22 protein-coding genes and 1 pseudogene are annotated in these 24,458 nt (G+C 75.1%); 11 read left to right on the top strand and 12 right to left on the bottom strand.

What is annotated here, in order from left to right:
• Positions 1-415 precede the first annotated feature (415 nt).
• On the top strand, positions 416-1,321 hold the full coding sequence (locus ACSNOK_RS08975) for a DUF3027 domain-containing protein (protein ID WP_436780069.1): 906 nt from the start codon (positions 416-418) through the stop codon (positions 1,319-1,321).
• Between the two features lie 581 nt (positions 1,322-1,902).
• Here ACSNOK_RS08975 and ACSNOK_RS08970 read toward each other — a convergent pair.
• Together ACSNOK_RS08970 and ACSNOK_RS08965 are read right to left on the bottom strand one after the other, a co-directional pair.
• Positions 1,903-2,688: a phosphodiesterase gene (locus ACSNOK_RS08970; protein WP_436780068.1), complete on the bottom strand. Its 786-nt coding sequence runs from the start codon at positions 2,686-2,688 to the stop codon at positions 1,903-1,905.
• 74 nt (positions 2,689-2,762) lie between these two features.
• Positions 2,763-3,335: a MarR family winged helix-turn-helix transcriptional regulator gene (locus ACSNOK_RS08965; RefSeq protein WP_436780067.1), complete on the bottom strand. Its 573-nt coding sequence runs from the start codon at positions 3,333-3,335 to the stop codon at positions 2,763-2,765.
• Positions 3,336-3,526: 191 nt separating this feature from the next.
• On the opposite strand from ACSNOK_RS08965, the gene ACSNOK_RS08960 reads away from it, so the two are divergent.
• From ACSNOK_RS08960 to ACSNOK_RS08950, 3 genes are all read left to right on the top strand, one after another.
• Positions 3,527-6,655, top strand: coding sequence for a sacsin N-terminal ATP-binding-like domain-containing protein (locus ACSNOK_RS08960; protein WP_436780066.1), 3,129 nt, complete (start codon positions 3,527-3,529; stop codon positions 6,653-6,655).
• 189 nt (positions 6,656-6,844) lie between these two features.
• The gene (locus tag ACSNOK_RS08955; protein WP_436780065.1) at positions 6,845-7,525 is read left to right on the top strand and encodes a DUF6585 family protein; all 681 of its coding nucleotides are present in this window, start codon (positions 6,845-6,847) and stop codon (positions 7,523-7,525) included.
• 342 nt (positions 7,526-7,867) lie between these two features.
• Entirely contained in the window at positions 7,868-8,788 is a 921-nt protein-coding gene (locus tag ACSNOK_RS08950) for a trypsin-like serine peptidase (protein WP_436780064.1), read from the top strand.
• 193 nt (positions 8,789-8,981) lie between these two features.
• On the opposite strand, the pseudogene ACSNOK_RS08945 reads toward ACSNOK_RS08950, so the two are convergent.
• Positions 8,982-9,627, bottom strand: a pseudogene (locus ACSNOK_RS08945) (ergot alkaloid biosynthesis protein); the annotation flags it as partial.
• A 168-nt stretch (positions 9,628-9,795) separates the two neighbouring features.
• Here ACSNOK_RS08945 and ACSNOK_RS08940 point away from each other — a divergent pair.
• The gene (locus tag ACSNOK_RS08940) at positions 9,796-9,981 is read left to right on the top strand and encodes a hypothetical protein (protein ID WP_436780063.1); all 186 of its coding nucleotides are present in this window, start codon (positions 9,796-9,798) and stop codon (positions 9,979-9,981) included.
• A 96-nt stretch (positions 9,982-10,077) separates the two neighbouring features.
• Complete coding sequence (locus tag ACSNOK_RS08935) at positions 10,078-10,269, top strand: DUF1059 domain-containing protein (RefSeq protein WP_436780062.1); 192 nt, start codon at positions 10,078-10,080, stop codon at positions 10,267-10,269.
• Between the two features lie 138 nt (positions 10,270-10,407).
• Here ACSNOK_RS08935 and ACSNOK_RS08930 read toward each other — a convergent pair whose 3' ends face one another.
• Both ACSNOK_RS08930 and ACSNOK_RS08925 read right to left on the bottom strand, forming a co-directional pair.
• The gene (locus tag ACSNOK_RS08930; protein ID WP_436780061.1) at positions 10,408-12,921 is read right to left on the bottom strand and encodes an HAD-IC family P-type ATPase; all 2,514 of its coding nucleotides are present in this window, start codon (positions 12,919-12,921) and stop codon (positions 10,408-10,410) included.
• 20 nt (positions 12,922-12,941) lie between these two features.
• The gene (locus tag ACSNOK_RS08925) at positions 12,942-13,244 is read right to left on the bottom strand and encodes a DUF2530 domain-containing protein (RefSeq protein WP_436780060.1); all 303 of its coding nucleotides are present in this window, start codon (positions 13,242-13,244) and stop codon (positions 12,942-12,944) included.
• Between the two features lie 222 nt (positions 13,245-13,466).
• Here ACSNOK_RS08925 and ACSNOK_RS08920 point away from each other — a divergent pair, with 222 nt between their 5' ends.
• From ACSNOK_RS08920 to ACSNOK_RS08910, 3 genes are all read left to right on the top strand, one after another.
• Positions 13,467-14,933 (top strand): NCS2 family permease, encoded by a 1,467-nt coding sequence (locus ACSNOK_RS08920; protein ID WP_436780059.1) that lies wholly within the window; start codon positions 13,467-13,469, stop codon positions 14,931-14,933.
• Positions 14,934-15,207: 274 nt separating this feature from the next.
• Positions 15,208-15,666, top strand: a complete 459-nt coding sequence (locus ACSNOK_RS08915; RefSeq protein WP_436780077.1) for a MarR family winged helix-turn-helix transcriptional regulator — start codon at positions 15,208-15,210, stop codon at positions 15,664-15,666.
• Between the two features lie 25 nt (positions 15,667-15,691).
• The gene (locus ACSNOK_RS08910; protein ID WP_436780058.1) at positions 15,692-17,131 is read left to right on the top strand and encodes an MFS transporter; all 1,440 of its coding nucleotides are present in this window, start codon (positions 15,692-15,694) and stop codon (positions 17,129-17,131) included.
• A gap of 93 nt (positions 17,132-17,224) precedes the next feature.
• Here ACSNOK_RS08910 and ACSNOK_RS08905 read toward each other — a convergent pair whose 3' ends face one another.
• Entirely contained in the window at positions 17,225-17,791 is a 567-nt protein-coding gene (locus ACSNOK_RS08905; RefSeq protein ID WP_436780057.1) for a GNAT family N-acetyltransferase, read from the bottom strand.
• A gap of 19 nt (positions 17,792-17,810) precedes the next feature.
• Between ACSNOK_RS08905 and thpR the strand changes: the two genes are divergently transcribed.
• Positions 17,811-18,377 (top strand): RNA 2',3'-cyclic phosphodiesterase, encoded by a 567-nt coding sequence (thpR, locus tag ACSNOK_RS08900; RefSeq protein ID WP_436780056.1) that lies wholly within the window; start codon positions 17,811-17,813, stop codon positions 18,375-18,377.
• Positions 18,378-18,661: 284 nt separating this feature from the next.
• On the opposite strand, the gene ACSNOK_RS08895 is transcribed toward thpR, so the two are convergent.
• Both ACSNOK_RS08895 and ACSNOK_RS08890 read right to left on the bottom strand, forming a co-directional pair.
• On the bottom strand, positions 18,662-19,639 hold the full coding sequence (locus ACSNOK_RS08895; protein WP_436780055.1) for an aldo/keto reductase: 978 nt from the start codon (positions 19,637-19,639) through the stop codon (positions 18,662-18,664).
• Positions 19,640-19,733: 94 nt separating this feature from the next.
• Positions 19,734-20,489 carry a hypothetical protein gene (locus ACSNOK_RS08890; protein ID WP_436780054.1) on the bottom strand — a complete coding sequence of 252 codons (756 nt, stop codon included), beginning with the start codon at positions 20,487-20,489 and terminating at the stop codon, positions 19,734-19,736.
• 504 nt (positions 20,490-20,993) lie between these two features.
• On the opposite strand from ACSNOK_RS08890, the gene ACSNOK_RS08885 reads away from it, so the two are divergent.
• The gene (locus tag ACSNOK_RS08885) at positions 20,994-22,010 is read left to right on the top strand and encodes a helix-turn-helix domain-containing protein (RefSeq protein ID WP_436780053.1); all 1,017 of its coding nucleotides are present in this window, start codon (positions 20,994-20,996) and stop codon (positions 22,008-22,010) included.
• A 54-nt stretch (positions 22,011-22,064) separates the two neighbouring features.
• Here ACSNOK_RS08885 and ACSNOK_RS08880 read toward each other — a convergent pair whose 3' ends face one another.
• From ACSNOK_RS08880 to ACSNOK_RS08865, 4 genes are all read right to left on the bottom strand, one after another.
• Complete coding sequence (locus tag ACSNOK_RS08880) at positions 22,065-22,400, bottom strand: cupin domain-containing protein (RefSeq protein WP_436780052.1); 336 nt, start codon at positions 22,398-22,400, stop codon at positions 22,065-22,067.
• Between the two features lie 143 nt (positions 22,401-22,543).
• Positions 22,544-23,362 carry a putative protein N(5)-glutamine methyltransferase gene (locus tag ACSNOK_RS08875; protein ID WP_436780051.1) on the bottom strand — a complete coding sequence of 273 codons (819 nt, stop codon included), beginning with the start codon at positions 23,360-23,362 and terminating at the stop codon, positions 22,544-22,546.
• 228 nt (positions 23,363-23,590) lie between these two features.
• A complete protein-coding gene (locus ACSNOK_RS08870) occupies positions 23,591-23,929 on the bottom strand; it encodes a deoxyxylulose-5-phosphate synthase (RefSeq protein WP_436780050.1) in 339 nt (112 codons plus the stop codon).
• Positions 23,930-23,994: 65 nt separating this feature from the next.
• Positions 23,995-24,402, bottom strand: coding sequence for a MarR family winged helix-turn-helix transcriptional regulator (locus tag ACSNOK_RS08865; RefSeq protein ID WP_436780076.1), 408 nt, complete (start codon positions 24,400-24,402; stop codon positions 23,995-23,997).
• Between the last annotated feature and the right edge of the window lie 56 nt (positions 24,403-24,458).

Genomic DNA, 24,458 nt, shown 5'->3' with positions numbered 1-24,458 from the left:
GTCGGCGACCCTCCGGGTGGGGCGCGCCCGCGGGAAGGGCCGCCGAAGGCGCCGTCCGGGCATGCGGGTTCCGCGGCTCCCGCGAACCCTTCGGACGCCCCGCCCCCAGCACGCGCGCGCCGCGGCCCGCCCGGGTGCCCGGGGGCGTACCGGAGCGACGCGGGGAGCTCACCGAAACCCGGGTACCGCCCGGGAGGTCACCCGGGGTAGCGTGCCCCACGCGCCACCAGCGGTCGTTCTTGGCCGCGCGCCGAGTCTCGATCCCGCAGAATGGACATGACCAGGTGCGCCCGAGGCCGTTCGGGCGCGGACGTCGACGCGGTCCTCCGGTCCGCTCCGTCCGCCGGCCCGGCCGCTCGGCTGGCGCACTCGTGAGACGGCGTGGAAGAGAGAATCGATTCTTGTGAGTGCTGCGATGCGAAGCCGTACCCCGGACCGCCTGTGCGCCGAGGCGGTCGAACTGGCCCGTACGGCGGCCGAGGAGGCCGCGCACCCCGGGCAGGTCGGTGACCACGTCGAGGTCGTCGCCGACGGGGACCGCGTCGTCACGCACTATTTCCGCTGCCTCGACCCCGGCTACCGGGGCTGGCGCTGGGCCGTCACCGTCGCCCGCGCCTCCCGCGCCAAGAACGTCACGCTCGACGAGACGGTTCTGCTGCCCGGCCCCGACGCCCTCCTGGCTCCCGAATGGGTGCCGTGGAGCGAGCGGCTGCGCCCCGGCGACCTCGGCCCCGGGGACCTTCTGCCCACCGAGGCCGACGACCTGCGCCTGGAGCCCGGCTGGACGGGCGCCGAGGAGCCGCCGCCGAACTCCGTCGTCTCCCCCGAGTCCCTCTCCCACGAGCTGACCGACCTCGTCGACACGGAGGACGCCGAGGTGGCGGCCGGCTCGCCCGCCGCCCAGCCGACCGCCCCCGCGCGCGGGTCCCTCACCGCCCTCGCCGAAGAGCTCGGCATGCGGCGCGCCCGCGTCCTGTCCCGCTACGGCCTGCACATCGCCGCCGACCGCTGGGACGAGTCGCACGGCGCCAAGACGCCCATGGCGCAGGCCGCGCCCGCCCCCTGCGTCAGCTGCGGCTTCCTCGTCCCCATCGGCGGTTCCCTCGGCCAGGCCTTCGGCATCTGCGGCAACGAGTTCGGCGCGGCCGACGGTCATGTCGTCTCCCTCTCCTACGGCTGCGGCGGCCACTCGGAGGCCGCCGTCATGCCGAAGCCGCCGCGCCCGGCGCCGCCCGTCATCGACGAGACGGTCGTCGACCTGCTGCCGATGCGGGACACGGCGGACGGGGCGGCGGGGGACGAGGACCTGGGGCACGCTTAGCCGTTCGCGGCGGCGGCTCCCCCGTGTGACGTCCGGCTGCCGCGCCAGGGCTCCCCGTCCGGTGTGCGGGGCGCTTGCGCGGTCGCCGACACCTGTACGCCGGGAGCCCGCCGGACGGACGGCCCGCCTCCTCATCGGCACCTCGGTGCGCAACGGGACCCGGACGGGCCCGCTTCCGTCGTCCATGAGCCGTGCGACGCGCGGCGGGCGTCACGCGCGCGTCGGCGCGCCCGGTCCGGCCGGCCGGGCGGTGGTGCACGGGCTCCGGCGTTCGCCCCGCGCGTCGAGACGCCGGCCCCCTCCGGGGACACGGCGCCGCGCGCGAACCTCACGGAGCCGGCCGAGGGATGCGACGTGCCCCCGTGCGAAGCCGCGGCCGAGGCGAGGCCGACCGGGTGCCGGCCCCCGGCGGCGAACAGGCGCGCCACGCACCCGAAGACACCGGTTACACGGCCGCCGGGGCCCGGCGGGCCGGTCGCTCGTCCCCTGCGTCGGCCGGTCCCGCGCGCCCGCGTCCCGGTTTCGGCTGCCCCGCCGACTACGCCGCCGCCCCGGTGGCCGGACGCGGGGGGGGCGCCGCGTCACGGAGTGCGGGAGGAGCCGGTCCGGCCCCGGCGGGAGCCGGCGTAGGCCGCCCGGCGGACGGCGGCGAACCGGGGGCCGGGTTCGAGCCCCGGCAGGTGGTGGGCGTAGATGTCGTAGCCGAGGGTGGTGCCGGGGGCGGCGTCCCGCGGGTTCTCCAGGGTCAGTACGGCGAAGGTCCGCCAGTTCTCGCCGCGCCCGGCGGCGCGCAGGTGGAAGACCAGGGTGCCGTCCGCCAGGGCGCGGGAGACCGCGCGGGGATCGCCCGGCAGCCGGCGGTGGCCGGGAAGCGGCCGGGGGACCGCCGTCAGGACTCGGAGGCGGCCTCCCACGCGGTGGGCGAGGAGGCTGGAGTACGGGCCCGTCAGGGCGGTGCGCCGGACGAGCGGGAGGTGGCGGGCCCGCCGGCCGCTGCCGCTCGTCGTGAACAGGAGGTCCAGCGGGCGCCCCGCGCCGCCCGCGTCGTGCACCCGCACGGCGAGGCCGTAGGCGTCGGGCAGGGCACGCGGCAGGCCCATCGCCCGGGACCAGCGCGCGGTCACCGGGTAGCGGGCGGGCCTGTCCAGCCACTCCACGTCCCACGGCCGCCGGCCGTCACCGCCGACGACGTCGAGGCGGCCGTCGGCCAGTACGCCGTCCGGGTGCAGCGCCGGAGCGCCCCGCAGCCGGGCGGCGGCGCGGAAGGCGGCGTGGGCCCATCCGTCCGCGGTACGGGCGCGGGCGGGGCTCTCCGGTGTCCTGGACGTCCCCGCCGTCTCGGCGTCCGGCCGCGTGTGCTCGCTCATGCCGTGCCGAGTACCCGGAGGGCGGGCGGCCATCCGCTGTCGGCGCGTCAGGCCGCGGGCGCGTCCGCCCGCCGTCACGCGGGTGTGCCGCCCTCGGTGGGGGCGAGGTAGGCGGCGATGCCCCGCTGGTTCCGGACGAGGCGCAGGCACAGGTCCCGGAATTGGCGGAGTTCGGTGTCGGTGAAGCCGTGGAACAGCGCTCCCATCGCCCGTCGTGTCGGCTCCCGGAAGGCGTCCAGCCACTCCAGGCCCGCCGGGGTGATGCGGGCGAGGACGGAGCGCCGGTCGTCGGGGTCGGGGTCGCGCCGGACGAGCCCTTCGCGTTCGAGCGTGTCCACCAGGCCGGTGGCGTTGCGCGGGGTCATGCCGGCGGAGCGGGCGAGGTCCCCGAGGTTCGTACCGGCCGCGCCGGCGGCGCGCAGCCGGAGGAGGACGTCGACGCATCCGGCGCTGAGACCGCGGCCTTCCGAGCCCTGGGACCGCAGCCGTTCGACGGCCTTGTGCGCGGCGCGCGCGGCGGCCGCGGCCTCCAGGCGGAGGGTGGCGTCCGTGGCCATGAAATCGGCCATCAGGGCGCGGGTTCCGGGGTCGTAGAGGGTGCCGTCGGGGTCCTGGGAGAGGTCGGGGAAATTGGTTACGTGCTTCATAATGCAGTAGTACTCGATCTTGACGGGGGTGGTCAACGGGGAGCGGCGGCGCGGCGGACGGTACGGGCGCGGCCCCCGCGGTGCCCTCCGGCCTCCCGCACCCCGCCGCCCTCGCGAACACCCGCACGGTACGTTCACCCTTGCAAGGCCCACCCCGTGGGCAGAGCTGTACGCAGAGGAGACGAGACGACGTGAGCGGCACAGCGACGGACCCGTTCGGTACCGGCCGCCTCCGCCGGGGGGTGCTGGACGCCTGGGCGGCGTCGGCGGCCCGGTTCCGGGAGGACGCCAACGCCGAGGAGGACCTGGCGCTCGGCGGCTACCGGGACCGTCTCGTCGTCGAGCTGGCGCAGAACGCCGCCGACGCCGCCGCCCGGGCGGGTGTGCCGGGCCGGCTGCGGCTGACGCTGCGTCCGGCGGAGGGCGACGGGCCGGCGGTGCTCGCGGCGGCGAACACCGGAGCGCCCCTGGACGCGGCGGGCGTGGAGTCGCTCGCGACGCTGCGGGCGTCGGCCAAGCGGGAGGAGACGGGCGCGGCGGGCCGCTTCGGGGTCGGCTTCGCGGCCGTGCTGGCCGTCAGCGACGAGCCCGCCGTACTCAGCCGTTCGGGTGGTGTCCGCTGGTCGCTCGCGGAGGCGCGCGGGCTCGCGGAGCAGGCGGCCGCCGAGGCGCCCGCGCTCGGCGACGAGTTGCGCCGCCGCGAGGGCCACGTCCCGCTGCTGCGGCTGCCGTTGCCCGCCGAGGGCGCGGCGCCCGAGGGCTATGACACCGTCGTCGTGCTGCCGCTGCGCGACGGCGCCGCGCAGGATCTCGCCGAGCGGCTGCTCGCGGGCGTGGACGACGCCCTGCTGCTGGCCCTCCCCGGGCTGCGGGAAGTGGTCGTCGAGCTGCCCGGCGCGGCCCCCCGTACCCTGACGACCCGTCAGGAGGCCGGTCACGTCGTCGTCGAGGACAGCGCGGGGGAGACCACCCGTTGGCGTGTCGAGCGAGCCGGCGGCCGACTGGACCCGGCGCTCCTCGCGGACCGGCCCGTCGAGGAGCGGCTGCGCCCGAACTGGGCGCTGACCTGGGCGGTTCCGGTGGGCCCGGACGGCGCCCCGGCCCGCCCCCGGACCGCGCCGGTGCTGCACGCCCCGACCCCCACCGACGAGCCGCTGGGCCTGCCCGCGCTCCTCATCGCCACCTTCCCGATGGACCCGACGCGCCGGCACGCCGCGCCCGGCCCGCTGACCGACTTCCTCGTGGGCCGCGCCGCCGAGGCGTACACCGCGCTGCTGCGCGAGTGGCGTCCCGTGTCGGCCGGCGCCCTCGACCTCGTCCCGTCGCCGCTGGCGCAGAGCCCGCTCGACGCGGAACTGCGCAGCCTGGTGCTGGAGCGGCTGCCGAGGGTCGCGTTCCTGCCGAGCGCGTCCCCCGCGCCGGAGGGCGAGGAGGCGTACGCGCTGCGGCCCGCCGAGGCGGAGATCGTGGAGGGCGCGGGCGCGGACACCGTGGCCGTGCTCGGCGAGCTGTTCCGCAGCCTGCTGCCGGCGGGGCTGGAGCGCCGCCAGGAACTGCGCGCGCTCGGGGTGAGCCGGGTGTCGCTGGGGGAGACCATCGACCGGCTCGCGGGCGTGGAGCGCACGGCCGAGTGGTGGTGGCGGCTGTACGACAGCCTCGCCGGGGTGGACCCGGACCGGCTGAGCGGCCTGCCCGTCCCGCTCGCCGACGGCAACCGCACCGCGATCGGCCCCCGCCAGGTCCTGCTGCCGCCCGCGGGGCCCGACGCCGACGCCGAGGCGGCGGCCGGCGCGGAACGGCTCTCCCGGCTCGGCCTGAAGATCGCCCACCCGGCGGCGGCCCACCCGCTGCTGGAGAAGCTGGGCGCCACGCCCTCCTCGCCCCGCGCGGTCCTCACCACCCCCCAGGTGCGGGCGGCGGTGGCCCACTCGCTCGACGCGGCGGAGGCCTGGGACGAGGACACCCTCGACCCCGAAGAGCTCGCCGACACCGTCCTCGCGCTCGTCCGCGACGCCCACCTCGCCCCCGGCGACGAACCGTGGCTCGCCGCGCTCGCCCTCCCCGACGAGGACGGCGAGCCGGCCCCGGCCGGCGAACTCGTCCTCCCGGGCAGCCCGTTCGAGCGCGTCATCCGCCCCGGCGAGCTCGCCGCGTGCGACGCCGCGCTGGTGGAGCGCTGGGGCGAGCAGCCCCTCACCGCCGTCGGCGTCCTGGCGGACTTCGCCCTCGTCCGGGCCACGGACGTCGTCCTCGACCCGGACGAACTGGAGCCGCGCGACGGCGACTTCCCCGAGCCCGACGACGCCGGGCTGCTGGACGCCGTCGACGTGTGGTGCGAGGACATCCTCGACGGACTCCCCGAGACGCCCGTGCCGCCCGTGGCGACGGAGCTCGTCGCCGTCCGCGACCTCGAACTGGTCGACGACGACGCCTGGCCGCAGGCGCTCGCCATGCTGGCCCGGCCGCCGCTGCGCGACGCGCTCACCGCGCCCGTCCGCGTCCTGCTGCCGGACGGCACCACGCGGAGCGTCCGCCCGTACACCGCCTGGTGGCTGCGCGGCCACCCGGTCCTGGACGGCCGCCGCCCCGCCGGCCTGCGCGCCGCCGGCGGCGACCCGCTGCTCGACGGCCTGTACGAGGAGGCGGACGCGACCGGCTTCGCGGACGAGCAGGTGCTGCGCGCCCTCGGCGTCCGCACCACCGCCGCCGCCCTGCTCGACGAACCGGGCGGCGCCGCCGAACTGCTGGCCCGCCTCGCCGACCCGGACCGCCCGGTGCGCGCGGACCGGCTGCACGCCCTCTACGGCCTGCTGGCCGCGCTCGACCCCGAGGAGGTGACGCTCCCCGACGCGCTGCGGGCCGTCGTCGACGGCGAGGTGCGCGTCGTGGACGCGGCGGACGCGCTGGTCGCCGACGCGCCCGACCTCCTCCCGCTGGCCGCCGGGCTCCCCCTGCTGCCCGTCCGCCCGGACCGCGCCGCCGACCTGGCGGAGCTGTTGCAGGTGCGAAGGCTGAGCGAGGCGGTCCCGGCGGTGGTGGAGGCGAGCGCCGGGGAGCCGCGCGAAGTCCCGGACGGCGTCCGCGTCCTGCTCCCGGACGCGCCGGCCTCGTACGTCGAGCACGAGGAACTGGTCGTCGACGGGGTCGAGCTGGACTGGCGGCTCGGCCCGGACGGCGTCCTGCATGCCACCACGCTGGAGGGCGTGGCCGCCGGCCTCGCCTGGGCGGCCGGCCACTGGGCCCGCCGCTTCGAGGCCGCCGCGCTGCTGGAGGACCCGTCGCGGACGGCGGAGCTGGCGCGGGACCGGTGGTTCGACTGACGCCGGCGCCCAACGGCGGGGCGCGGCGCGGCGCTTGCGGCGGGTGAGGATTCGGTGCGGCGGGGGCGCGGGGCGCAGCGCGCCCCGAACCCCCGCGCCCGGGTGGTGCGTTACGGGAGCGGGGCGGGACGGGTGCGCCCCTCCGGCGCTACGCTGCCCGGTATCCGATCGGACGCACGGGGGTGCCGCATGCCGGAGATACTGCTGCCCAGGGAAGGCGATTGGCGCGTCTTCACGCCGGAGGCGCGTGAGGCGGCCGAACGCCGGGACCTGGGGGAGCTGTTGGAGGTGTACGCGCTGACGAACGGCTTCTCGCGCAAAAGCCTCAACAGAGTCTACGAATTCGCGCGGGGCGTCGTCCGTCACAACCACGGGAAGCCGGCGCAGGCGTTCCACCTCGACGACATGACCGAGGTGGCCGCGAGGGCCACCCATCGCACGTACAACGGCCAGTTCGACGCGGTGTACTTCACTTTCACCGTCGCCTGCGCGAACGGCGGTTCGCTGAAGCTCGACGCCTACTACAAGCGCCAGGGCGACCACGGGCACCGGTACTACGGGCTGGGCGAGGCGCTCCGCAAACACGTCGCCGCCCGGCGGCTGCCGGCCGACCGGGAACGGCTCCGGCAGGGACACGAGGTCTTCTTCGGCGACTTCGGCCTCAGCCGCGACGGCCTGATCTGGAAGGGGAAGAAGCCCGTGCCATGGGAGCGCGTCGGGCCGGCGCGGGTGAAGGAGGGCTGGGTGACGGTGGAACTGTCCGGCGGCTGGACGAAGAAGTGCACCCGTGAGATGGGGGACGTGCCGGACTACGAGGTGTTCCTGGCACTCTTCGCGGAGCTGCGGGAGCCGCTGCCGCGCATCGGCTGAGGGGGAGTCGAGGCGCGGTGGGGCGGGGGTGGACCTCGGGCGGGGGCTCGACGGGTCCTGACGGGCTCCGACGCCCGACGGGGGGCCTGCCGGGCCCCGACGGGTTCCGACGGGTGTGGGCGGGCCCGCCGGCAGGAGATCCGAACGCGGGTCACCGCCCGGCGCGGGCGGTGCGGGAAGGGCCCGGCGCGGAGGCGCTCCGGCGCGGAGGGGTCCGCCCGGAAGAGCCCGGCCCGGCGGGCCCGCGCGCGGGACCGCCGCCCCAGGAACCGCACTGCTCCCCGGTTCGTCTCCCCGCCCGACAGAACCACCTCTAACATCCCGTCAGGAGACACCACCCCCATGCGCGCTCCCCGCCCCGTCCACCACAGGCTCGCAGCCACCGCCCTGGCCGGCGCCGTGACGCTCGGCGCCGCTCCCGCCGCCTCGGCCGCCTCCGCCACGGGCCCGGCCCCCGCCGGCCGGACCGCCGCCGCGCCGGCCGTCGCCGAGGTGGCGTACACGGCGAAGGAGCGCAAGGAGGCGCTCGCCTACTGGACGCCGGAGCGGATGCGGAAGACCGGCCGGGCCGTGGACCTGGGGAAGACCGGCCCGCTGGCGAAGCCCTGGAAGGGCGTGCGGATGAAGACCGTGGGGCGGCTGTTCTTCGTCAACGCCAGTGGTGAGGACACCTGGTGCACCGCCACCGCCGTCCGCGGCGGCAACCGTTCCGTGGTGATGGCGGCCGCACACTGCGTCCGCCGTCCGGCCTCGCCCTTCAACACGTACACGGACCTCGTGTTCGTGCCGGGTTACGACAAGGGGAAGCGCCCGTACGGCGTCTTCCCGGTCTCCGGGACCGTGACGCCCGCCTCCTGGGCCAAGGACGCCGTCGGCGACGTCGCCGCGCTGACCGTCGACCCGGTCAAGGGGAAGAAGCTGACGGACGCGGTCGGCGGCCAGTCGATCGCGTTCGACCGGAAGCCGGGCGTGAAGGTGACGTCCTTCGGCTACCCGGCGTCCCGCCCGCAGCGCGGCGAGGAGCTGCTGACCTGCGCGGGAACGACCAAGGCGGGACCCGGCGACGAGCTCGTGATGCCCTGCGACATGGCGGGCGGGTCGAGCGGTGGTCCCTGGCTGGCCGGTTTCGACGCCAAGTCGGGCCTGGGGACGCTGGTGTCGGTCAACAGCCACGGCGACTCCCCGGACGGCAGCCGGACGATGTCCGGCCCCCGCTTCGGCGCGGTCGCGAAGGCCGTCTACGAGCGGGCCCAGCGCCGCTGAGCCGCGCTGCGCGCGGGACGCCGGCAGATCCGGTGGGGCACCCGGGCGTGCGCCGGACCGGGGGTCGGCCGCAGCACGCCCGCTGACCGCGCGGTCCCGTCGGCGGGTCGCGCCGGCCGGCCGGGTGCGGTGACGAGCCGTCCGCCAAGGGGTGCCCGCCTCCCCCCGGCGCCTCGCGGGGGCGCTCGGCGCTTCAGTTCGCCGGGAAAGCTCCCCGCGCGCATGCCTCCGCCGCGAACGCGCGGAAGTCGCGCGCCTCCCGTCCCGTCATCCGCCGCACCTCGCCCGTCACCCGGTCCTCCGCCCCGGCCGCGATGTCCTCGTCCAGCCGCGCCGGCAGCGCGACGAAGGGCTCGGGCAGACCGTCCGCGACGAGCCGGTCCCGCAGGACCGGGGCGGGGACGGGCCGGTGGCGGACCGGGCGGCCGGTGACGTCCGTGACGACGGCCGCCGCCTCGGCGTAGCTCAGGGCGCGCGGGCCGGTGAGGACGAGGTCGCGGCCGGGCGCCACCGGGTCCGTGAGGGCGTGTGCCGCGACGGCCGCGATGTCGTCCGCGTCGATGAAGGCGACGCGCCCGTCGCCGGTCGTCGTCACCAGCTCCCCGTCCTCGCGGAGGCTCCGGGCATGCGCGTGGTGGCCGGTGAAGTTCTGCGTGAACCAGGACGGGCGGAGCACCGCCCACTCCGCGAACAGGCCGTCGGCCGGCGCCTCGTGGACCTTCCCGCCCCCGTCCGCCGGCGGGGAGCGCGGACGAGCTCAGCAGCACGGCGCGGCGTACGCCTGCCGCCCGGGCCCGGTCCATGAAGGGCGACATCACGGCGGCGGGGTCGGACGCGCCGCCGCCGCTCGGCCCGGACACCCCGCCGCGCGAGCGCGTCCCCGCCCTGCTCGACGCCGTGCTCCGCTTCAAGCCGGGCCGCCGGCACCTCGCCCTCGCCCTCGCCCTGGAGGAGGCGGGTGCCGGCAGCCCCTACGGGGGCGACCCCACTACGGGTGGTGGCACGAGGTGCTCGCGGACGCGCTGCGGCGGCTGCCGGGCGGGAATCCCGACGAAGCCTCCTTCAACGCCCACGCGCTGCTCGCCGCCGTCCGCGCCGACCTCGTCGAGCACCTCGTCGGCGAGCGCGGCCAGGACCCGGACCGGCCGCGCGCGGCGCCGGCCGCCCACGTCCGGCGGATGCTCGGCGACTGAGGCCGCTCAGGCGACCGGCGTGCGCCCCCTCCCGTCCTAGGCTGGAAGTACGGCATCAGGACAGGGCCGATCCGGTCCGGGATTCGGGAGGCCGACATGACCAGGAAAGTGGCGGACTGCCGCAGGTACCCCAGCGAGTCGGGGTGCACGCTCACGATCTCCGGCGAGGAGGACGAGGTCCTGCGGGCCGCGGCCGAGCACGCCGTGTCCGTGCACGGGCACGAGGACACACCGGAGCTGCGCGAGAAGCTGCGGGACTTCCTGGAGGACGAGCGGCCGTCGGCGTGAGACCGCTGCCCGCATCCGGACGCCGGCCGCCGCGCGCGCGACGGCCGGCGTCGGACGCGCCCGAGGCCGGGAACTCCACCTGAGCCGGGGAGCCCTACCTCACGCCGGGAAGGCCGCTTGGGCCGGGGAGCCCCCACCTCACGCCGGGAACCGCCGTCCCACCCACCGCCACGCCACCTCCAGCACCACCGCGGCTGCCGCCGCGATGCCCACCGCCGCCCACGGCAGCGTCGTGCCCACCAGCTTCAGGGCGAAGAACCGCTGGAGCCATGGCACACCCAGCACTACCAGGAACGCCACGCCCATCGCCGCGACCAGCAGCACCCGCCACCATGTGTACGGCCGGGCGATGATCGCCAGCACCCACATCGAGATCAGGAACAGGGTGAGCGTCGCCGCGCTGGTCTCCGCGTCCAGGGCGCCGGCGCCCGTGTAGTGGTGGCGGGCCAGCAGGTAGGTGGCGAAGGTGGCGAGGCCCGCGATGAGGCCGGCCGGGACGGAGTAGCGCATCACGCGCCGGACGAAGTGCGGTTTGGCGCGTTCCTTGTTGGGCGCCAGGGCCAGGAAGAAGGCGGGAACGCCGATCGTCAGCGTGGACAGCAGCGTCAGGTGCCGGGGCAGGAACGGGTACGGGACGCGGGTGCAGACGACGAGGATGGCCAGCAGCACCGAGTACACGGTCTTGGTCAGGAAGAGCGTCGCCACGCGCGTGATGTTGCCGATGACCCTGCGCCCCTCGGCGACCACCGAGGGCAGCGAGGCGAAGCTGTTGTTGAGCAGCACGATCTGCGCGACGGCCCGGGTCGCCTCCGAACCGGCGCCCATGGCGACGCCGATGTCCGCGTCCTTCAGCGCCAGCACGTCGTTGACGCCGTCGCCGGTCATCGCGACCGTGTGCCCGCGCGCCTGGAGCGCCCCGACCATGTCCCGCTTCTGCTGCGGCGTGACGCGGCCGAAAACCGACCCCTCGTCGAGCTCCTCGCCCATGGCCTCGCGCTCGGCGGGCAGCTTGCGCGCGTCGACGGGCGACTCGGCGCGCGGCAGCCCGAGCTTGGCGGCGACCGCGCCGACGGAGACCGCGTTGTCGCCGGAGATGACCTTCGCGGCGACCTTCTGCTCGTCGAAGTAGCGCAGGGTGTCGGCCGCGTCGGGGCGCAGCCGCTGTTCGAGGACGACGAGGGCGGCCGGGCTGACGTCCTCGGCGACGCGCGGGTCGTCCAGCCCGCGGCCGTCGGCGGCGCGCGCGAGCAGGAGGACGCGCAGGCCCTGGGAGTTGAGCTCCTCGACCTCGTCGAGCGCCCGGTCGCCCTCCCGGAGGAGCACGTCGGGCGCGCCGAGCAGCCAGGTGGCGGAGTCGCCGTCGGGGGAGTGGAGTTCGGCGCCGCTGTACTTGCGGGCGGAGGAGAAGGGCAGCGCCTCGGCGCAGCGCCAGCCCTCGCCGTCGGGGTAGGCGTCGACGATCGCCTGGAGGCTGGCGTTGGGGCGCGGGTCGGACTCGCCGAGGGCGCCGAGCACCCGGCGGACGTACGCCTCCTCCAGGTCGGAGAGCAGCCGCAGGTCGGAGACGTCCATGCCGCCCTCGGTGAGGGTGCCGGTCTTGTCGAGGCAGACGACGTCGACCCGGGCCAGGCCCTCGATCGCGGGCAACTCCTGGACCAGGCACTGCTTGTTGCCGAGCCGGATGACGCCGATCGCGAAGGCGACGGAGGTCAGCAGCACCAGCCCCTCGGGGACCATCGGCACGATGCCGGCGATCATGCGCCGGACGGCCTCCCGCCAGTCGTGGTCCTGCACCACGAGCTGGCTGATCACCAGCCCGACGGCGGTGGGGACCATCATCCAGGTCACGTACTTGAGGATCCGGCTGATGCCGGTGCGCAGTTCGGAGTGGACGAGGGTGAAGCGGGACGCCTCCTCGGCGAGCTGCGCCGCGTACGCCTCGCGGCCCACCTTGGTGGCGGCGAACGCGCCGCCGCCCGCGACCACGAACGAACCGGACATGACCGTGTCGCCGGGCTTCTTCAGCACCGGGTCGGCCTCGCCGGTCAGCAGCGACTCGTCGATCTCCAGGCCGTCGCTCTCCAGCACCTCGCCGTCGACGACGCACTTGTCGCCGGGGCCGAGTTCGATCACGTCGCCGAGGACGATCTCGCCGGTGGCGAGGGCGACGGGCGCGCCGTCGCGGCGGACGGTGGGCTTGGACTCGCCGATGACGGCGAGCGAGTCGAGGGTCTTCTTGGCGCGCAGCTCCTGGAGGATGCCGATCGCGGTGTTGGCGACGATGACGAAGCCGAAGAGGCCGTCCTGGACCGGGCCGACGACCAGGATGATCAGGAAGAGGACGCCGATGATGGCGTTGAACCGGGTGAAGACGTTGGCGCGGACGATCTCGCCGACGGAGCGGGAGGAGCGCACCGGGACGTCGTTGACCTCGCCCCGGGAGACGCGCTCGGCGACTTCCGCGGCGGTCAGGCCGGGGTGCGCGGCCGGCTCGGAGCGCCGGGAGGTCCGGGGCGTCGGGGACGACGCGGCCTGGGCGGCGGTGTCCGTGCCCTCCCGCGCCGTGCCGGAGGCCGCACCCCGCGCCTCGTCCGCACCCCGCGCCTCGTCCGCGGCCTGCGCTTCACCCGAGGTCTGCGCCGGATCGCTCATGCATCCGACGGTACGGGCGTTCAGCCCGTTTCACCTTCCGAAGGAACGCTTTCGGCCGTCTTGCGCGCGTTCTCCCGCGCCGCCGCGTGTCGCTTGATCGCGGCGTCCCGTCGGCGGACGTACCAGATGCCGACGCAACCGAGGCCGGCGCCCGCCAGGCAGGTCCACAGCCACCACAGGTGGCCGCCGTCGGAGAGCCGGCCGTAGAAGGGCAACTGGACGAGGAAGAGGACGAACCAGACGATCGTGCCGCCGGTGATGGTGGCGACGACATTGCCCTCCAGGGGCTCCGGCGCCTCGTGCCTGGGTGTCCACTTCGTCATGGCGGCCAGCCTAGTCCGTCCCTGATGGGTGATCTTGGTCGGATCCCCGTCCCTATAGGGGTCTACGCGCGGAGATAGCAATTCGCGGCTTGTTTATTCATACTGAAACGAGTCGGATCTGATCGCTTGCTTTTGTATGAACGTCCAGCCACATCCGATCCGGCCCCTCCCCGCAACCGCTCCGTGGGCCTCGGCCCCCGTCCCGTACGTCTGAGGTCCCGCATGTCCTCCTCGGCCACCGCACCGGTCGACGCCCAGCAACCGTCCCCGACGCCGTCCGGCGGTCCGCTCGACCGCTGGTTCCGGATCACCGAACGGGGTTCGTCCGTCGCCCGCGAACTGCGGGGCGGCCTCGCCACGTTCTTCGCGATGGCGTACATCATCATCCTGAACCCGATCATCCTCGGGGCCGGCCAGGACAAGTTCGGGCACCAGCTCGACAACGCCCAACTGGTCACGGCCACCGCGCTGATGGCCGGCCTCTCCACCGTCCTCATGGGCGCCATCGGCAACGTCCCCATCGCCTGCGCCGCCGGCCTCGGCATCAACGCCGTCGTCTCGCTCCAGCTCGCCCCCAAGATGAGCTGGCCGGACGCCATGGGAATGGTGGTCCTCGCCGGCCTGGTGCTGATGCTCCTGGTGGCGTCCGGCCTGCGGCAGCGCGTGATGGACGCCATCCCCAACGGCCTGCGGCGCGCCATCGCCATCGGCATCGGCCTGTTCATCTCGCTGATCGGCCTGGTCGACTCGGGCTTCGTCACCCGCAACCCGGACGCCGCCCACACCACCGTCCCGCTGGGCCTCGGCCAGGGCGGCCAGCTGCACGGCTGGCCGGTGCTGGTCTTCGCCGCCGGGCTGGCGCTGACCTTCATCCTGGTCGTCCGCAAGGCGCCCGGGGCGATCCTGATCGGCATCGTCGTGATGACCTTCGTGGCGATCGTGATCAACGAACTGGCCGTGATCCCGGATGCCAACTGGGGCCTCAGCATCCCCCGCATCCCCGACAGCGTCGTCGCCACGCCTGACTTCGGGCTCGTCGGGAACATCAGCCTCTTCGGCGGTTTCCACGAGGTGGGCCTGCTCACCGGCTGCCTGTTCGTCTTCACCGTGCTGCTGTCCGGGTTCTTCGACGCGATGGGCACGATCATCGGCGTCGGCGAGGAGGCCGGGCTCACCGACGAGAACGGTCAGCTGCCCAACATGGGCAAGATCCTGATGGTGGACGGCGTCGCCGTCGCCGCCGGCGGCCTCGGCTCCGCCTCCGCCAACACCTGTTTCGTCGAGTCCACCGCCGGCGTCGGCGAGGGCGCCCGCACCGGCCTCGCCAACCTGATGACCGGCGGCCTCTTCCTCCTCGCCCTGATCTTCACTCCGCTGGCGACCGTCGTCCCGTCCCAGGCCGCGACCCCCGCCCTGCTCGTCGTCGGCTTCCTGATCATGGCGTCCAACGTCAGGGAGATCGACTGGAGCGACTTCACGATCGCGATCCCCGCGTTCCTGACGATCGTCTCCATGCCGTTCACCTACTCCATCACCAACGGCATCGGCATCGGCGTCCTCGCCTTCATCCTCCTCCGCGTCGCCGACCGCCGGGCCCGCGAGATCCCCTGGCTCCTCAACGTGGTGGGCGCCTGCTTCCTCGTCTACTTCATGCTCGACCCGATCGAGCGCGCACTGGGCGTGAAGTAGCTCCTCCCCCCCTCCGCACGGCCACGACGGCCGGGACAGCCGACACCGGCCGCCCCGGCCGTCGCGCCGTCCGGCGTCAGACGCCTCCGACCGCTGGAAGTGGGCACCGAGGGCGCGTGCCCGCCGCCGTGCTCCCCCTCGCGGGCCGTCCCTGGGCCCCCGCCGCTCCCGTGCGCCCGTCCGTGCACACTTTCCTTAGGTGAAATAATGAGTTAATCTAATGAACATGCCGGACCTGTCCCGCACCTCTTCCCCTGAGGTCCCCGATCCCGCGATGAACCCCTCGGACACCCCCGCCGCCGATGCCGGCGGCGACCCCGACACGGACGCCGTCAACGCGTTGCGCTCGGGTGTCATGCGGCTGTCCCGGAGGCTCAAGCACCAGCGGGTCGACGAATCGCTCAGCCCGGCCGAGATGTCCGTCCTGGGCACCCTGGCCCGGTGCGGTTCGGCCACCCCGGGGGAGCTGGCCCGCAAGGAGCACGTCCAGCCGCCGTCGATGACCCGCATCGTCGCGCTGCTGGAGAGCAAGGAACTGGTCAGGCTGGAACCGCACCCCGAGGACCGCCGGCAGAAGGTGGTCACACAGACCGAACGGGCCGAGGCCATGCTCGAAGAGAGCCGGCGCAAGCGCAACGCCTGGCTGGCCGAGCTGGCCGGGCGACTGGACGAGGACGAGTGGGCGACGCTGCGCGCCGCCGCACCGGTACTGGAGAAACTCGCGCACTTGTAGCCCGAGCAAAGGAGGCGAACCCACTTTGAGTACGGGACCCGGAGCAGACTCCGCACCCGCACCGAACCGCCACGACGACGCACGCACCACCCCCCTGACCCGTAAGGGGGGCATGTTCAGCTCGCTCAGGATCCGCAACTACCGGCTCTTCGCCGCCGGCCAGGTCGTGTCGAACACCGGCACCTGGATGCAGCGAATAGCCCAGGACTGGCTGGTCCTCGGCCTCACGGGTTCCTCCGCCGCGGTGGGCATCACCACCGCCCTGCAGTTCCTGCCGATGCTGTTCCTCGGGCTGTACGGCGGCGTCATCGCCGACCGGTGCCCCAAGCGCCTCCTGCTCCTCGTCACCCAGGCGGCGAGCGGCCTGACGGGCCTCGCGCTCGCGGTGCTCACCCTCTCCGGCCACGTCCAGGTGTGGCACGTCTACCTCACCGCCCTGGCCCTCGGCCTCGTCACCGTCGTCGACAACCCCGCCCGGCAGGCGTTCGTCCACGAGATGGTCGGCCCCGCCGACCTCGGCAACGCCGTCAGCCTCAACTCGGCCAACTTCCAGACCGCCCGGCTCGTCGGCCCCGCCGTCGCCGGTGTGCTGATCACCGCCGTGGGCAGCGGCGCCGCCTTCCTCTTCAACGGGCTGTCCTACGTGGCGCCGATCACCGGCCTGCTGATGATGCGCACCTCGGAGCTGCACAAGGCCGAGACCGCCCCGCGCGGCAAGGGCCAGCTCCGCGAAGGGCTGCGGCACGTCCGGGAACAGCCGGACCTGCTCTGGCCGATCGTCCTCATCGGGTTCGTCGGCACCTTCGGCTACAACTTCCCCATCTGGCTCACGGCGTTCGTCAACGACGTCCACCACGCCGGCGCCGGCACCTACGGCCTGCTCAACACCCTGATGGCGGCCGGTTCCCTGGCCGGCGCGCTGCTCTCGGCCCGGCGCGGCAGCTCCCGGCGGCGCGTCATGGTCGGCGCGGCCCTCGCCTTCGGACTGCTGGAGATCGCCGCCGCCCTGTCGCCCACGTTCTGGCTGTTCGCGATGCTCCTGGTGCCCATCGGGATGTTCGGCCTGACGATCAACGTCACCGCCAACTCCAGCGTGCAACTGGCCGTGGCCCCCGCCATGCGCGGCCGGGTGCTCAGCCTCTACATGATGGTCTTCATGGGCGGCACCCCGATCGGCGCGCCCCTCGTCGGCTGGATCACCGACACCTACGGCGCCCGTGCCGGCTTCGCGGCCGGCGGCGTCATCTCCGTCCTCGCGGCGGCCGGCATCGGCCTCGGCCTGGCCCGCGCCGCGGGGCTGCGGCTCCAGGTCGACCTGCGGCGGGGGCGCCGGCCCGTGCGCTTCGTGCCGCGCCGGCCGGTCGGGGGCGAGCCGGAGGCCGGGACGAAGCCGGAGCCGGAGCCGGAGGCTGAGGCCGAGGCGGAAGGGCGGCGCGAGAAGGCCGCGCTGACCACGGCGGCGTGAGGCCGGAGTGAGGCCGGAGTGATGGCTGGGGGGTGAGGGAAGGGCGGGGGAGCGGCGGTGCCGGCCCCGGCCCTTCCCTCACCGGGACGGGCGTCAGTCCGTCTCCCGGCCCACCCGTCGCTCCAGTACCTGCCCCGGCCAGTTCCCCACGGTGAACGTCTCCGTCGGGACGAACCCCTGACCGCGGTAGTACCCGACCAGCGCCCCGTCGTCACCGGCGTAACAGTCCACCCGGAGCAGGTCCACGCCCTGCCGCCGCGTCTCGCTCACCGCGTGCGCGAGCAGCGCCGCGCCGGCGCCCCGGACCGCGTGCCGGTGGTCGGTGACGAGGAGGCGGACGAACACCTCCGGCTCCCCGGCCGGCTCGATGTACGGGGAGGGGCGCGGCGACAGGGTCACGGTGCCGACGGGTATCCCGTCCGACTCGGCGATCCAGACCGTGGACGACGCCAGGTTCTCCCGGACCTTGTCGACGGACGACGACCGCGTCGAGAACGGCTCGGTGCCCCACTGGCCCGTCCGGCCCCGGGCCGTCAGCCACTCGACGGCGCTGTCGAGCATCGCGAGGATCACGTCGAGGTCCTCGACCCCGCCCTTCCTGATGACCAACGGCGCGCCCCCGGTGACGGGCCGGCCGTCCTTCCGCTGTGTGATCTCCATTCGCGCGACACTAACCGGCATGCGCCTCTTTGTCGCTCTGTTTCCCCCGCCCCCCGCCCTGGCCGAACTGGGCGCGGAAGTGCGGAGGTTGCGGGCCCTGCCCGACGCCGGGCGGCGGCTGCGCTGGTCCGATCCCGCGACCTGGCACTTCACCCTCGCCTTCCTCGGGGAGGTGGACGAGGCGGTGCTGCCGGACCTCACCGAACGCCTGGCCCGGGCGGCGCGCAGGCACCCCGCGCACGAGCTCCGGCTCGCGGGCGGCGGCCGGTTCGGCGACCGCGTCCTGTGGGCCGGCGCGGAGGGTGACGTGCCGGTCCTGCGCGCCCTCGCCCGCTCCGCCGGCGCCGCCGCCCGGCGCGCGGGCGCCCCCGTGGACGAGTCCCGCGCCTTCCACGCCCACCTCACCCTCGCCCGCGCCGCCGGGCGCGTCGCCCTCCGGCCGTACGCGGAGGCGCTCGCGGCGTTCCGGGGCTCGCCCTGGGCCGCGGAACGCCTGGAGCTGGTCCGCAGCCGGCTGCCCGGGTCGGGGGTTCCGGGGGAGCGGCCTCGGTACGAGACGGTCCGGGCCTGGGATCTGGGGGGCTGAGGGGGTTCGTTACCCTTCCAAGGTGGACCCGAAGACCAGGAACCGGATCATGACCGGTGCTCTTGCCCTGATGCTCGTCATTGTCGCTGTGGTGGCTGCTGTGCGCTGAGGCCGCCTGCGGCGGGCTGGTGCCCCGGTCCCTCCCCTTCGCCGTTTCCTGGGGCTGCGCCCCAGACCCCCTTTTCGCGGCTCCGCCGCTCGTCCTCAAACGCCGGACGGGCTGGATAGCGCGCCCGGGCGCCGTACTCGGCCCGTCCGGCGTTGAAGAGTGTGCCCAACCCCGCTTACCAGGCGAAAGCCTCCGGCGTCTCGCCCGGCCCCGGGAAGATCTCGTCGAGCGAGACCAGCAGCTCCTCCGGCAGCTCCAGCTCGACGGCCTTGAGCGCCGACCCCAGCTGCTCCACCGTCCGAGGCCCCACGATCGGCCCGGTGACCCCCGGCCGGGCCAGCAGCCAGGCGAGGGCCACCTCGCCGGGGACCAGCCCGTGCGCGTCGACGGCGTCCTCGTACGCCTGGATCCGGTCCCGTACCGCCGTGTTGGCCAGGGCCTCCGCGGACCGGCCCGTCTCGGCCGCGCGGCGGATCGCCCCGCCCAGCAGCCCGCCGCCCAGCGGCGACCAGGGGATGATGCCCAGCCCGTAGGCCCGGGCCGCCGGGATGACCTCCATCTCGGCCCGCCGCTCGACGAGGTTGTACAGGCACTGCTCGCTGACCAGCCCGAACGAGCCGAGCCTGCGCGCCGTCTCGTTGGCCTGGGCGATGTGCCAGCCGGCGTGGTTGGAGGAACCGGCGTAGAGGATCTTGCCCTGCTGGATCAGGACGTCGACCGCCTGCCAGATCTCCTCCCAGGGCGTCTCCCGGTCCACGTGGTGGAACTGGTAGAGGTCGATGTGGTCGGTGCGGAGCCGCCGGAGGCTCGCGTCCACCGACCGCCGGATGTTCAGCGCCGACAGCCGCGACCGGTTGGGCCACTCGCCCTCCGCCCCCGGCTCCGTCGCGCCGAACCCCTTGGTGGCCAGCACCACCTTGTCCCGCCGGCCACCGCCCTTGGCGAACCAGTCGCCGATGATGATCTCCGTCCGGCCGCGGTCCTCGCGGGAGCCGTAGGTGTTGGCCGTGTCGAAGAAGTTGACGCCCGCGGTGAGGGCGGCGTCCATGATCGCGTGACTGTCGGCCTCGTCGGTCCGCGGTCCGAAGTTCATCGTCCCGAGAACGATCCGGCTGACACTGAGTCCCGTGCGCCCGAGCTGCGTGTACTCCATGCGCCCAGCCAACGCCCTGGGGCGGGCCGGAATCAAGGGTGACTCTTTCGAGGGCGCGGCGGGCGCCGCGCCCCGCCGCTCCCGTACGCGCGGGCTACTCCCCGTACGGGCGAGGCCGCCCGTCCCACCGCCACCGCGTGAGCCGTTCCCGGCCCGGGAGCTCGCCGCGGCCGGTGGCCCACAGCAGCGTGGCCCAGGGGTCGGTGTCCGTCGGCGCGTCGGGGAACAGCCGGGCGCGCACGCGGGCGCAGACGCCGGCGGGCGGGTCCCAGGCCAGGCCGAGGCCGGCCGCGAGGTCGTGGGTGTGCAGGAGCGCTTCGACGGTGCCCATGGCGGCGAAACCGGCCGGGTCGGACACGCCGAAGACGTGGTACGCCCGTACGTCCGGCGGGGTCGTCCTGACCATGGCGACCAGCAAGGCGCCGGACGCCTCCAGCACTTGGAGGAGCCCGTCGGGGCCCGCCGCGGGGTCCGCGTGGACGACGTTCGCGGGCCCGCCCGGCCGCCGGCTCGTCCACACGAACGGCACCTCGCCGGTCCGCGGCGGCCGCCGGGGGCCCAACTGGGCGGCGTAGGCGAAGAAGTCGTCGCTCAGGTGCTCCACGGTCTCCCAGCAGGTCCACGCCAGGCTGCCCGCCGGGCGGTCCCAGGCGGACGGGTCGGCCTTCCGGAGGGTGTCCGAGGAGAGGCGGACGACGAGGGCCAGGTCGTCCGCGGCCGAGGCCGCCTCCGACGCCGCTGTCGTGGTCCCTTCCTGGGCCGTTTCCGGGGCTGCCTCCGGGGTCGCTTCCGCCGCTTCGGGGGACGGCGTCGGGGACGGTGCGGGGTCGGGTGTGCTCGTGCTCGCCATGCGGTGAACGTACTCGGCCGCCCGTGCTCTCCGACAGGGGGTTTCACGGATCGGCGGACCGGCGCCGGAGCGCGCGGTACGTGCCGCGCGCGTCCTCCGCGGCCGTTCCCCGCGACGTGTGGCAGGACGTCCGGAGGGCACCCGAGGAAGCGGAGGGCGCCGTCCCGCCCCCACGCGGGACGGTGCCCTTCCGCTCGTCCGGGCGTGCCCCCCAGCGAGCCCTGCCGTCCCCCCAGAGAACAGTCGACAGGGCCGCCCGGACCGCGCCGCGGCGGCGGCGCGCGGGCCGATGTGGAGGCGGCCCGCCCGGGGAGTGTGAGGCAGCGGGAACCGTGCCCGCAAAGCTGTTCGGCCCTGCCCGAATACCCGGCCGGTCAGGGCGGTCGGGCGCGCTTAACATAAGCGGAACGACGGGCCCTTCGTCCGGTACCCGCCCATGCGTTCCGCCATGAGGCCCGCCCCCGCCCGTTTCCCCATCCAGCGACCGGAGGAGGTCGGCCGGCCGTGACCCTGCGTCTGCACTTCGAGGCGGAGGACCTCGCCCGGGTCCGGGTCACACCCGTTCCCGACCCGCTCGCCGAGGCCACGTTCAGCCTGCCGCTGCTGCAGAGCCCCGGCCTGGGCGCGACCGCCTTCGACGGCTGGCGGGAACGGTCGCTGCGACGGCTGACCCCCGCCGTCCGGCCCCTGCTGGAGCTGGCGCCGGCGGGTCTCGACGAGTACGTACCCGAGGCGTTCATCCGGGTCAGGGGATCGGAGTCGCTGGACGACAGCCTGCGGGCCACCTGGAGCATGCCGCGCCGGATCTGGACGGCGGACCTGTCCGTCGCCGAGGAGTGGCGGCCCGCCGTCCCCCGCTGGATCGGTGATCTGCACGCCGGCGACCGCGAGGCCGCCCGGCTCGTCGACCACGGCTTCCGCGCCTACTACGACGCCGCCGTCGCGCCCTACTGGTCCCAGCTCGCCGCCGCCGTCCACGCCGACCGGATCCACCGCGCCCGCGTCCTCGCCGACCACGGCGTCGAGCGGCTGCTCGCCGGCCTGCACCCCACCCTGCGCTGGGAGTCGCCGGTCCTGCACGCGCCCTGCACGCTGGACATCGATCTCCGGCTCGGCGGCCGGGGGGTGGTGCTCACCCCGACGTTCTTCCTCACCGCGCCCGTGCTCCGCCTGGACAGCGCCGACCCCGACGCGCCGCTGGAGATCCGCTACCCGGTCGCCCGGGAGCCGGCCGCCCACCTCGCCGTCCTCGCGCGGCCCGCCGGGACCCGGCGTCACGGTGAACTCGCCCACCTGGAAGCCCTCATGGGCCGTACGCGCGCCCGCGTCCTCGCCGCCGCGGCGTCCGGCGGCAGCACCGCCGAGCTCGCCCGGGCGGCCGACGTCTCCCCGGCCTCCGCCAGCGAACACGCCACCGTCCTCCGCACGGCCGGTCTCCTCACGACGCGCCGCACGGGCCCGTCGGTCCACCACGCGCTGACACCGCTGGGGCGGGCGCTGCTGGAGAACGGGCCGGGCTGAGCGGGCCGCCGAGGGAGGCGGCGGGACGCGGCGGGAAGCCCCCGGGAACGGGTCTCACTCCGCCGCCCGCTCCACGATCAGCAGCGTGCCGTGGCTGCCCGGCAGCACCGCGTGCGGCGTGTCCGCCGGGACGGTGTACAGCGCTCCCGGCCCGACGTCCACCGGCCTCCCCTCGACGGCCAGCCGCAGCAGACCGTCGAGGACGAGCAGCGCCTCGGCGGTCTCGTGCCGCTCCTCCGGCACCGAACGCCCGTCCATCCGCAGCACTTTGACGCACGTGTCCCCCACCCGTCCCACCACCGCCGAACTCCAGGCGTCGGTCAGCCCGCGGGCTACCTCGCTCAGAACGCTCGGACCGGTCACACCGGCGGGGATCTCGTACAGGGACATGGGCGCACGCCTCCTCCGCGGCCGGCCGGGAGCTCCGGCCGCCGCTGGGCTGATCAGGGATGAGGGGAGCGTAGGCGCGTCCGACCGGCGGGTGGTCGACCGTTCGGCAAAGAATCGCGGAGGAGGCGGTCGGGCGGCAGGGGTCAGGCGGCGCGTCCCGGACGCGTGCCGACGACGACCGTGGCGTCCCGTTCGTCGCAGGTCGCCAGGCGCGGCACCAGGCCGCCCGCCGCGAACAGGGCCATGGACCGCATGGCCTGGCGCTCGCTCGTCTCCGTCAGCAGCCGGCCGCCCGGCGCCAGCCACCGGGCCGCCTCGGCGACCACCCGGCGCTGGACGTCCAGCCCGTCCGGGCCGCCGTCGAGCGTCACCCGCGGCTCGTGGTCGCGTGCCTCCGGCGGGAGCAGGGCGATCTCGTCCGTGGGGACGTACGGGACGTTGGCCAGCAGGACGTCGACCCGGCCGCGGAGTCCGGCGGGGAGCGGGGCGTAGAGGTCGCCCTCGTACACCCGCGCCGTCGGGCCCAGGTTGCGCCGGGCGTAGCGGACGGCGGCCGGTTCGATGTCGGCGGCGTGCAGTTCGCGGGGGTCGAGGGCCGCCGCCACCGCCGCGCCCACCGCGCCGGAACCGCAGCACAGGTCGAGGACGACCGAGCCCGGGCGGGCCGTGGCGACGGCCTGCTCGACCAGGAACTCGGTGCGGCGGCGGGGGACGAAGACCCCGGGACCCACGGCGATGCGGAGCCCGGCGAACTCGGCCCAGCCCACGACGTGTTCCAGGGGGACGCCGGAGACGCGCTGCTCCACCAGGGCGTCGAGCGCGGCCGGATTGCCGGCGGCCGAGCCGAGCAACTCGGCCTCCTCCTCGGCGAAGACGCAGCCGGCGGCACGCAGCCGGCTGACGACGGAGGGAAGAGGCGGGGCGGGGAAAGGAGAGGAGGAAAGAGAGGATGTCGTCGACATGAGAGCCTTCCGGGGAATCAGAAGGGCACTCCCTGACGGCGCGTCGCCTACGCGGCGCCCGCGGTCTTCCGAGGGGGGAGCACCCGACCTGCCACTGCGGTAATCGGTCCCACCTCCTCAAGTCGTGCGCGGTCCTGGTGAGCGTCACTGTACCCGACGGGCCGTCCGGCGGCCGGTCGGGGCGAAGTGCCCTGCCGGGCGGGCGGGATGCCGCGCCCGGCAGGCCGTTCAGGGCAGGTCGCGGCGTACGAGCGCCCGCGCGAACGGCTCACCGGACCGACGGGCGTACGTCATGCGCTCGCGGACCTCGAAGAGCGTCCGGGGCCGGTAACCCGGGCCGTCGTCGCAGCAGTCCGTATGGAAGCGGACGCCGGCGTTCAGGAGGACGGAGAGCGTGCGCCAGCCGGCAGTGTCCCGGCGGCGCGGCGGCTGGAACGCGGCTCCCGCCTCGATCAGCGGCTCGGCGCAGCGCGGGCAGCGCCGCGCGGGCTCCCCCGGGCCGAGCCGCGGCTGCTTGTAGGAGGCCCGGCAGGGGAGGCAGACGTGAGAGGTCTTCGCGCGAGGCATGGCGAAGAGGGTAGGCCCCGCCTCGGGCCGGCGGCGAACCGTTTCCGGGCCGGGCGCGCGGGCGGTCAGGCGGACGCGCCGCGCAGGGCGGCCACCGCCGCGCCCGCGTCGCCGTCGTTCTCGGCGGCCTCTTCGAGCGCGGCGGTGAGGGTGGCCTCGTACGTCGCCGTGGCCTCGGCGTGCCGTTCGCGGCCGGTGTCCTTCAGGACGGTGTAGACGCCGCGCTTGTCGTCCTCGCAGACGTCGCGGTACGTGAGGCCGGCCGCGTGCAGCCGGCCGACGAGGCGGGTCACGGAGCTCTGGTTGAGGCCCAGCCGGTCGGCCAGTTCCTGCATGCGCAGTTCGCTCCTGGGGGCCGCGGCCAGGAAGCCGAGCGCCCGGTACTCGGAGAGGCCGAGGCCGTGCCGGCGCTGCAACGCGGTGCTCAGCCGGTGCTCGACGTGCGCGTGGAGGGCGAGGAAGCGGTGCCACATCCGGACGTCGGCGGAGGGGGCGGGCTCGGCGGCGGGCTTGGCGGTGGGTTTGGCGG

The organism is Streptomyces sp. URMC 126, assembly GCF_051386555.1.
GTDB lineage: Bacteria > Actinomycetota > Actinomycetes > Streptomycetales > Streptomycetaceae > Streptomyces.
The sequence above is the reverse complement of the archived record's forward strand: the minus strand, read 5'-3'. Positions and strand labels throughout refer to the sequence as shown.

What these genes read in the sequence shown, in the direction of transcription:
- ACSNOK_RS08975 (WP_436780069.1), top strand. Translation starts at nt 416, where the DNA reads ATGCGAAGCCGTACCCCGGACCGCCTGTGCGCCGAGGCGGTCGAACTG.
- ACSNOK_RS08970 (WP_436780068.1), bottom strand. Translation starts at nt 2,688, where the DNA reads ATGAGCGAGCACACGCGGCCGGACGCCGAGACGGCGGGGACGTCCAGG.
- ACSNOK_RS08965 (WP_436780067.1), bottom strand. Translation starts at nt 3,335, where the DNA reads ATGAAGCACGTAACCAATTTCCCCGACCTCTCCCAGGACCCCGACGGC.
- ACSNOK_RS08955 (WP_436780065.1), top strand. Translation starts at nt 6,845, where the DNA reads ATGCCGGAGATACTGCTGCCCAGGGAAGGCGATTGGCGCGTCTTCACG.
- ACSNOK_RS08950 (WP_436780064.1), top strand. Translation starts at nt 7,868, where the DNA reads ATGCGCGCTCCCCGCCCCGTCCACCACAGGCTCGCAGCCACCGCCCTG.
- ACSNOK_RS08935 (WP_436780062.1), top strand. Translation starts at nt 10,078, where the DNA reads ATGACCAGGAAAGTGGCGGACTGCCGCAGGTACCCCAGCGAGTCGGGG.
- ACSNOK_RS08930 (WP_436780061.1), bottom strand. Translation starts at nt 12,921, where the DNA reads ATGAGCGATCCGGCGCAGACCTCGGGTGAAGCGCAGGCCGCGGACGAG.
- ACSNOK_RS08925 (WP_436780060.1), bottom strand. Translation starts at nt 13,244, where the DNA reads ATGACGAAGTGGACACCCAGGCACGAGGCGCCGGAGCCCCTGGAGGGC.
- ACSNOK_RS08920 (WP_436780059.1), top strand. Translation starts at nt 13,467, where the DNA reads ATGTCCTCCTCGGCCACCGCACCGGTCGACGCCCAGCAACCGTCCCCG.
- ACSNOK_RS08915 (WP_436780077.1), top strand. Translation starts at nt 15,208, where the DNA reads ATGAACCCCTCGGACACCCCCGCCGCCGATGCCGGCGGCGACCCCGAC.
- ACSNOK_RS08905 (WP_436780057.1), bottom strand. Translation starts at nt 17,791, where the DNA reads ATGGAGATCACACAGCGGAAGGACGGCCGGCCCGTCACCGGGGGCGCG.
- thpR (WP_436780056.1), top strand. Translation starts at nt 17,811, where the DNA reads ATGCGCCTCTTTGTCGCTCTGTTTCCCCCGCCCCCCGCCCTGGCCGAA.
- ACSNOK_RS08895 (WP_436780055.1), bottom strand. Translation starts at nt 19,639, where the DNA reads ATGGAGTACACGCAGCTCGGGCGCACGGGACTCAGTGTCAGCCGGATC.
- ACSNOK_RS08890 (WP_436780054.1), bottom strand. Translation starts at nt 20,489, where the DNA reads ATGGCGAGCACGAGCACACCCGACCCCGCACCGTCCCCGACGCCGTCC.
- ACSNOK_RS08880 (WP_436780052.1), bottom strand. Translation starts at nt 22,400, where the DNA reads ATGTCCCTGTACGAGATCCCCGCCGGTGTGACCGGTCCGAGCGTTCTG.
- ACSNOK_RS08875 (WP_436780051.1), bottom strand. Translation starts at nt 23,362, where the DNA reads ATGTCGACGACATCCTCTCTTTCCTCCTCTCCTTTCCCCGCCCCGCCT.
- ACSNOK_RS08870 (WP_436780050.1), bottom strand. Translation starts at nt 23,929, where the DNA reads ATGCCTCGCGCGAAGACCTCTCACGTCTGCCTCCCCTGCCGGGCCTCC.
- ACSNOK_RS08865 (WP_436780076.1), bottom strand. Translation starts at nt 24,402, where the DNA reads ATGTGGCACCGCTTCCTCGCCCTCCACGCGCACGTCGAGCACCGGCTG.